The sequence below is a fragment of the Photorhabdus hindustanensis genome, assembly GCF_002968995.1.
GTDB lineage: Bacteria > Pseudomonadota > Gammaproteobacteria > Enterobacterales > Enterobacteriaceae > Photorhabdus > Photorhabdus akhurstii.
In genome coordinates, this window is sequence record NZ_PUWT01000032.1 from 35,928 (window position 1) to 52,641 (window position 16,714).

Here is a 16,714-nt window from a genome sequence, read left to right on the forward strand (position 1 = left end):
TGCCGTATGAGATTGAAAAAAGTGTCAGTAAAAATGATTATTTTTATTAACTGGATGAATAGAGGGTAATCCAATAGCGGGTCAAGCTGCGCATTGAGAGCGGATAAGTTTGTAATAGCATATGCAGCGCCAGATCCGTATCCCGTATGGGAAAAGCACCAGAAACCCGCAAATTCGCCACTTTATCATCACAACGGATGACACCGGAACGATAGCGATTCAGTTCAGTAACCACCGTTGCCAGCGGCAAGTTATCAGCTACCATCATGCCCTGTAACCAGCTTAAAGACGCCGTTGAACGGGGATGTTGTGGGGCAACGGCGAATTGAGTGAAATGGGTTGCCTCTCCAGCATGCAGTATGTGCGGCAAACCGTTATCTGGCGTAATGCGAACCGCTCCTTCTATTATTTCCACCTGAGTATGTGAGGCTTGTTGGCGAACGCTGAATTTTGTGCCCAATGCCACAATAACGCCTTGTTGAGTTTGTACCTGAAATGGGCGAGCCGGATAGCGGCTATCTTTATGAGTTTCAATATAGATTTCCCCTAGCTTTAAACCAATAAGCCGTTGGGTATCGTCATAATGAACATCTGTTGAGCTTTGTGTATTTAAAGTCACTTGACTGTTATCCGGTAATAACCAGCGCTGAATTTGCCCGGTTGCAGTGTGATAATCGCCAGTGAGAAGCTGAAATTGATCAGATTGCCAGAAGAGTGATGATGAGCCAGCCGGTATTAACAACATGAGTGTAAGCTTTCTGATGGCTTCCCGACGGGAGAAGGTCTGTTTGTTGTTTAACAACGGTGAGGCGATATGTGGTGGTAGATGGTGTAACCGTGCTAACAGACATTGCGCCCGTTCCCAGGCTTGAGCATGTTCTGGACTTTGTGCGCACCAGGCAGCACAGGCATTTCGATCAGCTTCGCTGGCGTGGCTATCATGCAAAACGGTCAGCCATTCTGCGGCTTCGGCAAGTATCGTTTCAGAAGGTGTACTTGATGAAGAAGATTTATCAGTGAAAGTCAAACCAATCCCTCTTATGCCATTGCTATCAGGCATTGATAAAAGCCTTGTTTCATATAACGTTTTACTGTGGACAGCGAAATATTCATCTGATTTGCAATATCTTCATACTTCATTCCTTCTATCTGGGAAAGTAAAAAGACAGTTTGCACTGGCGTGGGGAGTTGATTCAGCATGATATCAATTTCCTGAAGCGTTTCGAGGATGATAAGTTTTTGCTCTGGTGCGGGAATGAGCGGTTCAGGCAGACTGACGAGTAAATCCAGATAAGATTGTTCAAGTGAGCGGCGGCGGTACCAGTTAACCATCAACCCTTTGGCAATGGTGACGATGTAGGCACGGGGTTCATTAAGTTGCTGTGGTAAAGGTGAACGAAGTAATTTAACAAAAGTATCTTGGGTCAGGTCTGCGGCGGTTTCATCACAGTTAAGACGATGCTTAAGCCAACGAAATAGCCAATCATGATTGTGGATGTACATGCACTGGATCTGTTGAGTGTCTGAAACATTAACGGTCATTTTCATGTCAAGCTATCAATGTAAATGCAAATCATTATCATTCTGGTATGTTACAGGTAATTGTTTTCCGTTACCAATGAATAATGGGTGCGAAGCGGCTGATCAAATACATTTTTATTTACTATAAAGCAAGTTAATGAATTAATTTGTAGTTTTGTTCGTGATTGACAGGGGGAAATTATAAGAGCCTTAAACAGGGATCGAGAATTTAAATAATTTCTGGTTGAATTTAATATTAAAAATATTTTCACTAAGGGAAAGTTTTAATAATTTTATGTTTAGGGTAAATTAATATGGTGTCGTATTTATTGATGTGTGCCTAATATATCATGTAACTATCTTTTAATATTGATGTAATGTAGGTGGTTGGAATAATAAATCTGATGTTCAAAAATAGCAAAATCCAGATATATGACTATAATAGAGGGGTGTATATATAAGAATTACAGTGGTTAATATATGAAAAGCTTAAATTAACGAGGGATAAGATGGAAGGTACTTTAATTATTTGTGTTGATTCGATTCTGAGATTTCGCTCAGATTACGATATGGCAATAGCTGTACCGATGTTGTCAGTTCAGGAACAGCTAGGGAAAAATGATCCGTTCTTTTTCCTGAAATATTTCAGAAATAAAGTCATCATAGAAAAAGGAGTGACAATATCAAATATATTTCTCGCGATAGAACCGTGGCAGGCTATGTTGAGCGCTTGGTTGGAAATTGATATTGCCGCTTATATTGCAGAGATTAGAAAACCTTCGCAAGAAGAGCCGATATTTGATTGGATTAGTATTCAGAGAATCACATCGGTTCATCGGGTATATCAGCGAAAAGATATGAAAGATAATGAAAAACTGTCTGAATACTTTAATCGTGAACATACGCCAACAAAATATTTTAATATTGAATCGGTGTGTATGGCATCGGGTTATAGAAAAGGAGATAAAGAGCATTATAGTATCAGTGAATATATCCACGAAATTAAAAATATTCCGATCATTGCCAGTGACAGGCAAATATTAATTGGCTATGATGATAATAATACGGATATCTTGAATGATAAATGTTTTGGTATATATGATAATAGAAATATCAAATATATACAGGGAACAACCTCGTTCGCATTTTATGAATTGATGGAAGCTATTTTTAATGATGGATTATTCTATAACTCACCGCAAACAGCTTGTCATAGTTTAGAGATGATAAAAGAGATGTTAGAAATTATAGATCGCGGAAATATGAATAACGAAAAGGATAATAAAGAGTATATTAATCAACAAGAAAATAGTAGTGGAAATATTAATGGAGGTAATGATGGTAGAGAATTAAATGTTGAATTTTATGATGGTGCTTTTGATCCACTGATAGAGCATATAGAAACAGAGCGGGAATATTGGAATTATATAAAATTATTATGTCATTCGTATGGTCATTTGCCAGTAAGAATTGGCACGATTAATGAGGCTAAAGTTCCTGAATATCGCTTCTATGACAATATTATGGATGATGAAAGTTAGCTTTTATAGATAAGCTATTTTTCATCATCAAGTGTTAAGGCGCCAACAGATATTATATTTCCGTATTTGGGCTTATTTTATTAGCTAAATGATTTATTTTACTTTTTATTTTAATTTCTTGAATTTTTCATATCTTTGACCAAGCGATATTGAATGATAGAATTTACGTTTTCGGATATGGAAGCAATGTTTTAGTGTTTTTCTTTTTCATATGTTTATTGGTGAAAACATTTCAACTATCATCAATCTGGGCGTATAGCGTTTTAACATCGTGTTTAATAGGAAGGTAATAATGCCGAAATTAATTTATTACGTCGCTGCGACAATAGATGGTTATATTGCTAATGAAAACAATGGGCTGGATTGGTTATATGAGTTTGTGCTTGGGGATGATGCAACACCTTATGATGATTTTTATCGAGGTATTGGCGCTGTAATTATGGGGTCAAAAACATACGAATGGATAATGGCAAACTCACCGGGTGATTGGCCATACAAAAATATTCCCGCTTTCGTTCTTTCTCATAGGGCGCTGTCAACGCCTGAACGGTTGAATATCACCATAACCAATGAAACAGTAAGAGCTATTGCTGCCAGGGCGAAGAAAGTGGCTAATGGTAAAGATGTCTGGTTAGTCGGGGGAGGTAAAACCGCTGCGTATTTTGCTGAGGCTGGTGAATTACAGCAAATATTCTTAACCACGATTCCGGTATTTTTAGGCGCGGGCGTTGAGGTTCTTCCTGTGAGTGAAAAAGTACATGTTACGCCTAAGACTCAACGTTTTTTACGTAGCGGCGCGATTGAAAGCTTGCTAGATGTTGATGCAATCCTACCCCGTAAATAAGATTACTGCTGTCATGTTCATTTAAACTGGTTCAACGCTACAGCCATATGTATTGCTCACATTAATCGCGCCATATTGATGGCGCAAAAGTGGCGCGATTATCTGAATTGCGCCATAATCGCGCCAGTATTCTGACTGGAATCTGTTGGTTCGTTATGAGTTCAATGACTGATATTTATGAAACCTTGTGTGTTGCATCACAACCTATGTCTGTTTCGGATTTATTGGCGGAGTATCCCTCTGTTCCTAGAAGGACTGTTCAACGTTGGTTGGGGCGACTTGTTGAAGATAAGAAAGTACAGATATTGGGTGAAGGTCGAAGTCGCCGCTATGTTATCGCTACGGAGGAAACATCAGATTCGGTAGCGGATAGATCGGATAATTTCCCAAGCTATATTCCACTGTCTGAGGATAGTAAGGATATTCTTCGTTATATTGATCAACCCATCAAAGCGAGGACGCCTGTCGGTTATCAGCGAGAGTTTCTGGAATCATATGAGCCGAATGTCACTTATTATCTGTCGGTGCCAATTCGTAATCAGCTTTGGAGAATTGGAGATACGAAACAAATCTCACAGCCCGCGGGAACCTATGGTAGAGCTATCTTGGATCGTTTGCTCATTGATTTATCATGGGCTTCAAGTTATTTGGAAGGAAACACTTACAGTCGATTGGATACGGTAAAGTTGATTGAATATGGAAAAATTGCGGTAGGAAAAAACGCTATTGAAACTCAAATGATCCTAAACCATAAAGCCGCTATTGAATTACTTGTCGATGGTATTGAGGAACTCGATTTTAATCGATATACCGTTCTCAATTTACACAGTGCATTATCTGAAAATTTATTATCTAATCCTGTCTATGAAGGACGTATCCGTCAACATCAAGTTGAAATAGGAAAAAGTGTTTTCAGACCGTTATTTGGTGAGGCCCATATCAGTGAAGTTTTAAATTCGTTGCTCGGGAAAGCACGAGCTATATCAGATCCGTTTGAGCAATCCTTTTTTATGATGGTCCACTTGCCGTATTTACAACCTTTTGCCGATGTAAATAAGCGAACTTCCCGTCTGGCGGCTAATTTGCCGTTGATTCGTTCAAATCTGTGTCCGTTAACTTTTGTCGATGTACCGGAAGAGGCATATAGCCGTGCAATGCTTGGTATTTATGAAATGACTCGAGTTGAATTGCTACGGGATCTTTATCTATGGGCTTATGAGCGTTCTGCCCAAGAATATTTGGCTGTCACGCAGGGAATCACCGCACCAGATCCGTTAAGATTACAATATCGAAATGTGATTAAGCAGATCGTTTATCAGGTAGTTGCCAAACCTGAGATGGATTCAATTGACGTTATAGATAAATTAATTTCCGATGAATTAAGCCAATCTGAGCATGACACATTAAAGGCATTGGTTATTGAAGAGCTACGGCGATTGCATGAAGGTGTGTTGGCAAGATATAGCCTCCGACCTTCGCAATTTGAAAAATGGAAAGGAAAACACCGATAGTCTTTGTATTCACGCTATTGAATAGCTAAATGACCATAAAAAATTTCCGGGTTAATTACGCCATTATCTTAGAGAAGCTATTAATTAGCGCTTTCGTTATGCCGTCGTATCAGGGCTTAAACTTATACAGATAAGGATTTAGATCGATTTACGAAATAATAGTAATTGACATCGCTAAACACCCGTCAGTATTTTCATCTCACCTTGGCCTGACATCATATACGCAGGGTTATCAGTGTAAATGAACCTTTGGTAAAACGGGTACAGACATTACATGTGATTATCTTTATTTATCAAATGGATAAATGTAGGTTGGCTACCCGGTTAAACGGCTCCTTGCACTACGATGTCGCTTCAATTCTGGCTTATGCTCAGAGATAGGTCAAAAATTCGTCTGTTTAGGTAATGAGTTTTTATACAGAATTATCCTAAAAAAACAGAAACTAGTATTTTTCTGATCTAAATTTTCGCATTATGTTCTAAAAATAGGTAAAACAGATGTTTAAGTAAGGATTTCAGATGGAAATGCCGATTTATTTTCAATACTGGGGTAAGGCGAAGCGAGTCTTAGAGGTTGATAGTGCAGATTATCATCTGCTTCCTTACCATTGTTTAGATGTTGCTGCGGTAGGAATGCAGTTACTCTCTTTAGAAAGATCGTTAACTAGAGATCTCGCTAATTTTTTAGCGTTATCTACGCAGCAGCTACAAAGCATAGTCTCTTTTATATTGGCTTTGCACGATATTGGTAAATTTGCATCTGCTTTTCAAAAATTACTTCCCGGTCTGGCAGTGGGTCTGCATCGACCAGATTGCCCTAAAGAGTCTGGTGGTCGTTATTTTTGTCATGATCGTATAGGGTTATATTTCTGGGAAAATATCAAAACGGAATTACTTAATAGACTGGTTGATATTGAAGGTGTCGAGCGAAGAGAACAGCGAGAGATGTTTGATACCCTAATGGTATTCATGGATTGTGTATTAGGGCATCACGGTCGGCCAATTGATAAAACAAACTATAAAGCGATTAAACGTTTTACTGAACCTCATAACCTTAATGCTGCTACACTTTTTGCACATCATTTGGTTGAATTATTTCAACCTGAGTTTCCCATTGAAAAATTACAATCCAAAGAGTGGCGACGGCGACTGGAACAAGTGAGTTGGCAGTTTGCGGGTATTGCAATATTGGCGGATTGGATTGGTTCTGATAATCATTATTTTACGTATCAATCTGAGCCTATACCATTAGCTGATTATTGGAAACATGCTCAAGCAATGGCAAAAAAGGCGGTTATGGCGGCCAATTTAGATAAAGAGCCGGTAGTTAAGCCGTTTATTTCCATCCAGGAATATTACGGTTTTGCCGCAACACCATTGCAACAGTGGGCCGAATCAATATCTGTAGATCATTCTCCTCAACTGTTTATTTTGGAAGATGTTACCGGGGCTGGGAAAACAGAAGCGGCGCTTGCGCTTACACACCGTTTAATGCAGGCAAAAGCCGCTGATGGTTTTTATTTTGGTTTGCCTACAATGGCATCGTCTAATGCAATATTTAGCCGCATTGCTAAACATTACCAGCAAATGCTATCGATAGAGGATGATAGTAAACCAAATATCGTTTTAGCTCATGGTATGCGGGAGATGAATAATCAATTTCGTGAACCCGTTTTGGCGTTAGGTCATCCAGATAGAAACTATGGTAAAACAGATATTCCCTCTTCGGCGCAGTGTAATCAATGGTTAGCGGACCCACGTAAGCAAGCGCTGTTGGCGCCTGTTGGAATCGGAGCAATTGATCAGGCTTTATTGGCTGTATTGCCAAGGCGTTATCAATCACTGAGATTATTTGGGCTTAATCGTAAAGTACTCATCGTTGATGAAGTCCATGCTGCTGATGAATTTATGTTTAATTTGCTGGAAAATTTATTAGCGCTGCATCTTTATCAGGGCGGTTCAGCCATTTTATTGACAGCAACATTGACCTTTAAACAGCGTCAACGTTTAACGGATATTTGGCTGAATGCCGGTGGACTAAGTTCTCAATTATTACAAAAAACGGATTTTCCTTTAGCAACAAAAATAAGTTTAAATGCCGTATCGCCCGTTATTGAACAACCGTTATCAAGCCGAAAAGATGTTAGCCGGGAAGTGAAAGTTGATTTCTTAAATAGCTTTAGTAGTTGTGTTGAAAAAGTATTAGCCGCCATTGTACAAGGGCAATGTGTCGTTTGGATAAGAAATACCGTTGATGATGCTATTGAAGCTTATCAGACACTGCAAAGTTTGCTTACTGAACCTGAGCGCTGTCTATTATTTCATAGCCAGTTTATCTTGCAGCATCGGAAAGAGATTGAAAATCATGTTATGACTATTTTTGGTAAAAATAGTCAGGGTGAAATGCGGCGGGGCAAAGCATTAATCGCCACACAAATATTTCAGGAGAGTTTAGATACTGATGCCGATGTCATGATTTCAGATATTTGTCCTATTGATGATCTTATTCAGCGAGCCGGGCGTTTGCATCGCCACACCCGCGATAGCGATGGTATCTATCGATGGGGTATTAAAGATTCACGCCCTGCGCCAATATTGTTTGTTCACGCGCCTGAATGGCGGGAGCAACCTGGATCAGATTGGTTAAGCTATAATTTTCGTAACACGCAATGTGTTTATCGCTCGCCTGTCCGTCTGTGGTTAAGCATGCGCGTGTTGAGAAAATTAGGTGCTATACGTATGCCTACGGAAACTCGCCAATTAATTGAAGCGGTTTATGGTCATGCCTATGAGCAAGCGCCGGAAGTGTTAAAACACCAAGGGAATGAATTTATTGACGAGGAGCGAAGTCAGACAGCTAAAGCTAAATCTTTTTGGTTACAGTGGCAATTATATGGTTATTGTGATCGCAGTGCTGATCGTTGGTATGAAGATGATTCCGATATTAATGCTCGCTACAGTGATATTGAAACTGTTGAGGTGTTATTACTGAAAAAAAATGATTCAGGACAACTGGTGCCTTGGGTAAATTCCGGCGAATTTTCAGTGTCGCTGAGTACGATTAAATTATCCAGAAATAAGTATGCAAATAAATTAGCGCCAATTCCAACAGCGTTAATACCCGCTCTCAATGCCTTGCAACAGAGATATTACCAAATTAGATATTTGCGACCTTGGTTGCCGGAACAAGATCCGAATTTTACCTATTCTTCAACAATAGGCTTTTGTGAAAGATAAAAGCAGGAGGTGTTATGAACTTAGTTCAGGACCCGTGGTTGCCCTTTCGATTACGTGATGGTAGTGAAAAAGTACTGCCTATTAATGCGATATGTGATCATGATGTTATGGACTTTGCTTTACCACGAGCTGATTTTCAAGGAGCAGCTTGTCAATTTGCCATTGGTTTATTACAAACCGTTTTTGCGCCGGAAGATAAATATCAATGGCATGCTCTATATGAAACATCACCTGATAAAAAGGTATTACAGCAAGCTTTTAATAAAGTGATACACGCCTTCAATGTTACCGGTATAGGGCCACTTTTTATGCAAGATTTTGATCCGCTGCAAACCGCAAAATCAACGACTGTAGCTGGATTATTAATTGAAGCGCCGGGAGCGAATGGTTTAAAACTTAATACGGATCATTTTGTTAAACGTGGCGTCGGAGATGTGATGTCTCTTGAAATGGCGGCTTTGGCGCTGTTTACCTTACAAATTAATGCGCCGTCAGGAGGAGTGGGGCATCGAGTAGGATTACGAGGTGGAGGACCATTAACCACGTTAATGGCGCCGCAACAAACGGATACAACGTTATGGCAAAAACTGTGGTTAAACGTCATTAGTCGAAGTGAATGGCATTATGCAGAACCTGATTTAACCAGTGCTCAGATTTTTCCCTGGCTAGCGCCAACAAAAGTGAGTGTTAATGGAGGGACAGAAATTTATGCTAAGGATGTTCATCCCTTACATATGTATTGGGCGATGCCGAGACGGATACGTTTGGTGGTGGAAAAGGGTGAAAATATTTGCAAAATTTCAGGTCAATATTCTGCATTCACTGTCTCTGAATATCGGACACAAAACTATGGCGGTAATTATTCCGGTAATTGGACCCATCCGTTAACGCCCTATAAATGGGATCTTAAAGAACCAACCCAACATTTATCGATTAAAGGCCAACCTGGAGGGGTGACGTATAAAATTTGGGATGCTTTAGTCTTTACCAGCCATGAGAGAGGGCAGCGTTGCGCGCCGGTCGTCAGCCATTTTTACTCTTTATGTTGTCATTTTGCTGAACTGCGAAGAGTCATGCCTCGTCTGTGGGTATTTGGCTACGATATGGATAATATGAAAGCACGTTGTTGGTATTCTGTCACTGTGCCGTTGTTTTTTGTCTTACCTGAACAACAGGAAAAGATTCTATATCAAGTCAAAGAGCTGCAAAAATTGGCGACCAATATGATTTGGCTATGCCGGAATCAAATAAAAGCGGCTTGGTTTGAAAAGCCTGCGGATGTGAGAGGAGACATTTCCTTTATTGACCTGAATTTTTGGCAACAAAGTGAATCGCTGTTTTTTTCTGTGGTGTATCAACTTATCAATAATAGACGTTCGGATTCACCTTTTCTGACACCAGAGCAGGCTAAACATTGGCTTAATACCTTGCGTCATCTCTGTAGAAATTTATTCGATGAATATGTTGCTTTATCTGAATTGGGTAATGAACGTTCAATGGTAAAACGTATGAGAGCGCGTCAACAGTTAATTATCGGGCTATATGGACAGAGAGCTTTAAAAGAGATCAATACATTTATTACTAATCACCATATTCACTCTGGTAAAGAGGAAATGTAATGGACAGCAAGATCGAAATCATATTATTGCGTTGGTGGCAAAGTATGTTTATGTCACCGAAGCAGTTAAAAGAGAAAGGTATTATTCCAGCGCCTTCTACTTATAAAGCTCAGTTAAAGCGCTGTGAAAACGTTGAGATGGCCATGTTAACTGAAGGTTTTCGGGATTTGTGGTTCAGTTTGCCTGATGAAATTAGCTTATCGGAGAGTCCGGTAAAATTAGAATATTGGGCCACAATGGCGGCAGCATTAGTTTATGTTAAAAGCAACAGTGGTATTACATTGGCGGTAGCGGCGGGTAAGAAAGGAGGAGGAAATAAACCGGTTGTCAGTGAATTAAGATTCTCACAATTACAAAATGCTAAAACACCGAATGAATTACTACGTCGATTACGTCAAATTTTACAGAAAGTCAAAGGCAATATTTCTGTTTTGGCTCTAGCACGGGATATTGAGGAGTGGTTCGCTGAATATGGTCAATTACAGCCATGTAAGGCGGATAAGCGTATTAAGGTGAAGTGGGTTATGGATTATTACCGTGCAGCTAGTGGTAAATCGGTTGATTTATCGGATTTTCATTAATTGAGTTTAGGATGATTATTATGAGTCAGTTTGTTCAATTACACTTATTAACTTCCTATGCGCCATCTAATCTGAATCGTGATGATTTAGGCCGGCCTAAAACAGCGAGAATGGGCGGTTTTGAACGTTTACGCGTGAGTTCTCAAAGCTTAAAACGCCACTGGCGTACTTCTGAATTATTTGAACAGGTGCTATCAGAGAATATTGGTATTCGCACCAAGCGATTTGGTATTAAGGTATTTGACGCTTTGGTCAGTGCTGGAGTGAAAGAAAAATCCGCTAAAGCATTGGCTACAACGATTGCTGGTGTTTTTGGAAAAACGAAAAAAGATGCTTTAGAAATTGAGCAATTGGCTCATATCAGTCCGGCAGAACAACGATCTGTCATGTCGTTGATTGAGGTGTTGGCGAAAGAAAATCGGGCGCCGACAGCCGAAGAACTTCATTTATTAAAAACTAAGCAAACTGCGGTGGATATTGCTTTGTTTGGTCGGATGTTAGCTTCAAGTCCGGCATTTAACGTCGAGGCATCTTGTCAGGTCGCTCATGCTATTAGTGTGCATAGTGTGGTGATTGAAGATGATTATTTTACGGCGGTGGATGATTTAAATGATGGCAAGGAAGATACCGGGTCAGCCCATATCGGCGAATTGGGTTTTGCCGCTGCGCTGTTTTACAGTTATATCTGCATTAATAAAACGCAATTAATAAAAAATTTGGATGGCGATGAAACCCTGGCTAATAAAGCGATTAAAGCATTAACAGAAGCCGCTGTGAAAGTGTCGCCTACGGGTAAACAAAATAGTTTTGCTTCTCGTGCTTATGCCAGTTTTGCTCTCGCTGAGAAAGGCGAACAACAACCTCGTTCTTTATCCGTTGCATTTTTAAAACCTATTAATGACAGCGACCAGGGGCCATCGGCAATTAATGCCTTAGAAAGCCAGATGCACAATATTGATCAAGTTTACGGTACTTGTGCCGATGCCCGCTATAAATTCAACACATTCACAGGGGAAGGAACTTTAACCGAGCTGCTTGAATTTGTTGTGCGGTAATGGAGGCAGAATGAAAGCATATTTAGTCTTCCGATTATATGGCCCGATGGCAAGTTGGGGCCAACCTGCGGTTGGGGGAGAGCGGCCAACGGAATTGTATCCGGGTCGCTCCGCGATTTTGGGGTTATTAGGAGCAGCATTAGGTATTCGACGAGATGATGAGTCTGAATTAGCAAAATTACAAAAAAGTGTGTTGATTGCAATTAAGCAGACTGTTCCTGGCTCTTTAATGCGTGATTATCATACGACGCAAGTGCCGACGCACAATAGTAATGTGGTTCATCAGAACCGTAAAAGTGAATTAAGATCAGATAGACTGAATACCATTCTGTCTAATCGCGATTATCGTTGTGATGGTATTTGGATTGTTGCGATTACATTAACTGAACACACTGGTTTTACGCTTGAACAATTACGGGATGCTTTACTTAAACCCGTATTTATCTTGCATCTTGGACGTAAATCTTGCCCGCTTGCTTTACCTCTCTGCCCTAAACTCATTACGTCATCAACATTAAAAACAGCGTTGGATATCCCTTTTCCACCGCTGATGCATTCGGATAGAGAGGATAAATTATGGTTAGGGGCAAATGGGATTGTGACTTATTTTTGGGAGGGAAATAAAGATGAAATGAGTTCTTCAAATATCTTGATCAGCCATCCTTGGGATGAGCCGATTAACCGGGCGCGTTGGCAATTCCGGCAACGTACTATGTATCAACTTTCTATCGAGGAGAGTGTTGATGTATTTGTCTAAAATTGTGCTTCGGCAATCGAGTCAAACAGCAAATATATTAGCAAAAATGGGTGCGAATGGCGTTTATACTTCTCATCAATTGTTATGGAAATTGTTTTCAACAGACGAAAAACGTCAATTTCTATTTCGGGAAGAGAACGGAATAATGGGATTACCCGTATTCTATGTTTTATCTAAAACATCACCTCAAACTCAGTCACCATTGTTTGAGGTGGAAACGAAAGCGTTTTATCCTCAATTGCAGGAGGGGCAACGTTTAGCTTTCAAATTACGCGTTAATCCAACAATCTGTATTACCGACTCTTTTGGAAAACGTCGGCGTCATGATGTCTTGATGCATGCTAAGTTTATGGCAAGGCAGAAAGGTGAAACAAGGCAGGGGAAAATAAAAGCCATGATGGATGATGCCGCCCGTAATTGGTTGTTGAATAGCCGTCGTATGCAGCAATGGGGTATTCAGTTTGACGATTTACTGGATGTTGAAGGTTATACCCAGCATCGAAGTGTAAAAAAGCATGGGCAGAAAATACAATTTTCCAGTGTTGATTTCCAAGGACTTCTGACGGTGACTAACGGTGAGCTATATTTGGAACAGTATGCAAAAGGCTTTGGTCGCGCTAAAGCGATGGGATGCGGATTGATGTTAATCAGATCAGTGTAATGGAAATTTATTTTTGTCGGAGCGCGTAATGCAATATTCTTTGTTGTATCGGGATATTGATGTTAAAGGTGACGCATTCGTGGTTATTAATTGTTTGTGTTACATTTCAAAAGCATGGTAAAAAGTGATATTGCTAATTAATATCATTCTGTAGAGTAGGGGGTAGTCGCTACTCTTGGAAATATGGATAAAATAATTACCGTGTTCCTCACGTCTGTGGGGATGAACCTGAATTTTGGTATACATTTGAACCAGGCAGAATATGTTCCCTGTGTTTAATGGGATAAGCAGTTATAATCAATGATAGGATATCGTGTAGTGGATGTTCCTGACCGTTACCGGGGTGAACCAAACTCGATATATCTCGTCAAAGAGAGAATGTAAGTGTTCCCTGCATTTGTAGGGATAAACCGCGGCATGAGTGATGCTTTACTATGTTCGCTAAATGTTCCCTGTACTAACGGGGATGGACCTAGCAGCGCCCCAAATAGCTGTAGATCTAAAAGTGTGTTCCCTGTATTGTCTAACGGGGATTAACCGTGTGAAAATGACGCTGATAACTGGTTTTCCTGATGCTCCCTGCCTCTATGGGGGGATAAACCGGACAGTAACAGTGATACGGTCGGTAGTAAGCGGTGTTCCTTGTGTCTACGGGGGTGAACCGACTTGATACTGTTATGCTTGGGGTTTGGAAGCGTGTTCCCTGTGATTGACGGGGATAAACCGAACAGCTAGCGTATTTAGCTGGCAGAGATAGATTTGTTCCCCGTTTCTACGGGGATAAACCGCTAAATACAGAACTATCGCCATTTGTTACAATTTGATCCCCGTAATCTACGGGGATCAACCGTCATCTGGAAAGGTAATTGACATAGAAGGTCAGAGTTCCCTGAATTTATGGGGATAAACCGGATTCAGGTTTGATGATGATAGTTGAAGTAAAAATGCTCCCCGTTTTTACGGGGACATAATAATGGTGTTGTTGATTATATTATTGATTGTGTGTTGTTTCTCTCTCAACTTTCAATAAACCTTTGGGAAGGGGCGTCGTCAGTCAGTGTTTGTAAAAAATCTACGTAGGTAAGTTTGCTAATATTATCTCCGTTTGCCAAACGGTATTTTAACCAATTGATAATTTGCTCCACTAACTGTCCCTCTGGCTTATCTAGCTTATCAGCCAATTCTCCGTGGTTTTCCCAGCAATTATAACTGATCGCAGATGCCATCCCTTGCAGGGCGTAATCGGAATGGTGCCAGGCATGCGATAAATGATCGCCCAGAATAAAGGGCGATTCACTGCCGCCTTGACCACAATTTTCAGGCCGATAATAAATCTGTGGTTCGGGCATATCGATCATCAGCTCACTCACCGGTGTCAAAAATGCCGACCAATCGCTGACGATCATTGCCGGTAATAACAGACCGAGGATACGTGGGTCCATACTGCGAAAAATCACTTGCCTCTCCCGCAATATCACCTGCTGGCGTGAACGCCAATGATTAAGCTGCTGTATCCATGACTCGTCGCTGCGATAAGCCCATCCCCAACTGTTATCGCTCAGAGTTTGGCTATCAAGCAGATGACCGATTACTGACAGGCAACCTGACTTGGGCTGAACCAGCCAGGGACTTTGCGCCAGCATGTGATCCATCGGTGTATTGCTGTAGAGCGGAAAAGCCTGCTCTACCCAGTCGTTGCGATAAAAGAGCGCCACCGGGTTAGGTTCCGCCAGTGAATTGAGCATAAAGAAAACCGATGGTTTATTAGGGATACTCAGCCACTGTTGCCAATTTATTGACTTGTTCATTTATCCTCCAAATTATCAATAATCCAATTTGTTTCCTGTTGAGCCAGCACGGCACAAAGCGGTTTGGCAGGGAGTTTAACCTCCGGCAGAGGCGCAACTCCTTCCGGCAGTTGCAGAGACAATCCACGGCCCGCACCGGCTGAACCTTGCCCGACCAGCAAATTGGGGGAAGTCAGAATACCGCCGGGAGTTAACCGGATAAAATGGCCGCCGACTTTTAAGGTAATTTCTGACGCCGCCTCCAACACCATCTTACCGCCGCTTTTCAGGTGCGTTTCCTGACCGCTTTCCGCCACCAACGCCTCCCCGGTCTGTAAATGTTGACTGCCTGAGATACGGTGTGAAACATCGCCATCGGTGCTGTACTTCCCCGAGCCTTTGACATGCTGATGATCATCCACTGAAATTTCGCTATAGCGGTTATTATCGACGCGCTGTTTATGGTCATGTTTAATATGCCAGTAAGCGTCGTGCTGAATATGGGCGGTCAGATCTTTCTGCCCGCGCAGGTAAATCTCCTCCCGGTCTTTCTCATCTTCAAAGCGCAATTCATTAAAACCTTCCCCTTTGTGGGTTTGGGTTTTAAATGTCGTGCGGGTCTTTTCCGCAGGTAAATTTAACGGCGGCCGGTTTGAACCGTTGTAGGTGCAACCGGTGACAATCGGGCGATCAATATCACCGTTCAGATAAGAAACAATCACCTCCTGACCGATACGGGGAACCGCCATAAAACCGTAACCGCTGCCATTCCAGCCTTGCGCGAATCGTACCCAACAGGTGGCGTTTTCATCGGCTTTATCATAACGATCCCAGTGAAAATGGATGCGGATACACCCCTCTTCATTGACATAAATCTCTTCGCCTTCCGGGCCGACCACGGTGGCCACTTCATCACCGTCCGCCAGCGGTTTGTAACGGTATAGCGCTCGCCAGTCTCGATAACCCGAAATAAAACTGAATTCATTGTGCAGATAAGTACCTGATTCTCCGCTCTGTTCTTGCAATGCCTGCGGACATTTGCCGTGATGATGGATAGTGACGATTTGCCAGCGGGTGTTCATGGCGTCAACCGGGTGTTCGTTAAGCGCAAAGATTTTACCGGGCATCAGTTTAAAACAGTTGCTTTGCCCGCAGCCGGCCTGACGTTGATTTTCGACAGCCTGCTGACGGCGCTGGACAAACGGTTTCGCCTGCGCGTCTTTCTGAAAGCGGCCGTAGCTTTCAAAAAGCTCAAACAAGGTTTTCTGCCCCTCGACACGGGGATCGATATTGGCCCGATGCGTCAGGCGGTAAGCAGGATTCTGGGGATTGTAGTCCTTATAAATGACCCGATTCGGGGTCATGGAGACCCCCAGACGCACCTGATTAACCACATTCATTTCCGTGGCCGTCTCTATCTGCGGGTTGTAGACCAGCGGTAAATTGGCCGTCATCCCTAAATGGCTGTCGCTGAAAAACAGCTTGTCGTCTTCAAACCAGAAATTCAGCCCCTCTTCGGCAACTAACCGGGCAAAAAAGGCGTAATCGGACTCCCGTTTCTGCGTCACATATTCCCGTGTGTAATGAAATTCATCCAGTT

General features: G+C 41.6%; 13 protein-coding genes. 9 read left to right on the plus strand and 4 right to left on the minus strand.

Features of this window, described 5'->3' with window-relative positions:
- Positions 1 to 46: 46 nt before the first annotated feature.
- Both C6H66_RS13155 and C6H66_RS13160 read right to left on the minus strand, forming a co-directional pair.
- Entirely contained in the window at positions 47 to 1,060 is a 1,014-nt protein-coding gene (locus tag C6H66_RS13155; protein WP_105395834.1) for a FecR domain-containing protein, read from the minus strand.
- Entirely contained in the window at positions 1,039 to 1,548 is a 510-nt protein-coding gene (locus tag C6H66_RS13160) for a sigma-70 family RNA polymerase sigma factor (protein ID WP_046395581.1), read from the minus strand. Before C6H66_RS13160 ends, C6H66_RS13155 begins: the two co-directional genes overlap by 22 nt.
- 482 nt (positions 1,549 to 2,030) lie before the next feature.
- Here C6H66_RS13160 and C6H66_RS13165 point away from each other — a divergent pair, with 482 nt between their 5' ends.
- The 9 genes from C6H66_RS13165 to cas6e all read left to right on the plus strand — a co-directional run bounded on the left by C6H66_RS13165 (position 2,031) and on the right by cas6e (position 13,327).
- On the plus strand, positions 2,031 to 3,062 hold the full coding sequence (locus tag C6H66_RS13165; RefSeq protein WP_046395580.1) for a hypothetical protein: 1,032 nt from the start codon (positions 2,031 to 2,033) through the stop codon (positions 3,060 to 3,062).
- A gap of 292 nt (positions 3,063 to 3,354) precedes the next feature.
- Positions 3,355 to 3,906, plus strand: coding sequence for a dihydrofolate reductase family protein (locus C6H66_RS13170; protein ID WP_105395835.1), 552 nt, complete (start codon positions 3,355 to 3,357; stop codon positions 3,904 to 3,906).
- Between the two features lie 89 nt (positions 3,907 to 3,995).
- Positions 3,996 to 5,417, plus strand: coding sequence for a Fic family protein (locus C6H66_RS13175; RefSeq protein WP_248000672.1), 1,422 nt, complete (start codon positions 3,996 to 3,998; stop codon positions 5,415 to 5,417).
- Positions 5,418 to 5,936: 519 nt separating this feature from the next.
- Positions 5,937 to 8,654, plus strand: a complete 2,718-nt coding sequence (locus C6H66_RS13180) for a CRISPR-associated helicase/endonuclease Cas3 (protein ID WP_105395836.1) — start codon at positions 5,937 to 5,939, stop codon at positions 8,652 to 8,654.
- Positions 8,655 to 8,668: 14 nt separating this feature from the next.
- Positions 8,669 to 10,273, plus strand: coding sequence for a type I-E CRISPR-associated protein Cse1/CasA (casA, locus tag C6H66_RS13185; RefSeq protein WP_046395577.1), 1,605 nt, complete (start codon positions 8,669 to 8,671; stop codon positions 10,271 to 10,273).
- Complete coding sequence (gene casB, locus C6H66_RS13190) at positions 10,273 to 10,854, plus strand: type I-E CRISPR-associated protein Cse2/CasB (protein ID WP_105395837.1); 582 nt, start codon at positions 10,273 to 10,275, stop codon at positions 10,852 to 10,854. Before casA ends, casB begins: the two co-directional genes overlap by 1 nt.
- 20 nt (positions 10,855 to 10,874) lie before the next feature.
- A complete protein-coding gene (cas7e, locus tag C6H66_RS13195) occupies positions 10,875 to 11,909 on the plus strand; it encodes a type I-E CRISPR-associated protein Cas7/Cse4/CasC (RefSeq protein ID WP_046395575.1) in 1,035 nt (344 codons plus the stop codon).
- 10 nt (positions 11,910 to 11,919) lie between these two features.
- Positions 11,920 to 12,666, plus strand: a complete 747-nt coding sequence (gene cas5e, locus C6H66_RS13200; RefSeq protein ID WP_105395838.1) for a type I-E CRISPR-associated protein Cas5/CasD — start codon at positions 11,920 to 11,922, stop codon at positions 12,664 to 12,666.
- Positions 12,653 to 13,327, plus strand: a complete 675-nt coding sequence (gene cas6e / locus C6H66_RS13205; protein ID WP_046395573.1) for a type I-E CRISPR-associated protein Cas6/Cse3/CasE — start codon at positions 12,653 to 12,655, stop codon at positions 13,325 to 13,327. The genes cas5e and cas6e overlap by 14 nt, the downstream gene beginning before the upstream one ends.
- Before the next feature lie 1,016 nt (positions 13,328 to 14,343).
- On the opposite strand, the gene C6H66_RS13210 is transcribed toward cas6e, so the two are convergent.
- Positions 14,344 to 15,135 (minus strand): DUF4123 domain-containing protein, encoded by a 792-nt coding sequence (locus tag C6H66_RS13210; protein WP_105395839.1) that lies wholly within the window; start codon positions 15,133 to 15,135, stop codon positions 14,344 to 14,346.
- A partial coding sequence (locus C6H66_RS13215) for a type VI secretion system Vgr family protein (RefSeq protein ID WP_105395841.1) occupies positions 15,132 to 16,714 on the minus strand: 1,583 nt, incomplete at its 5' end. The genes C6H66_RS13210 and C6H66_RS13215, both read right to left, overlap by 4 nt.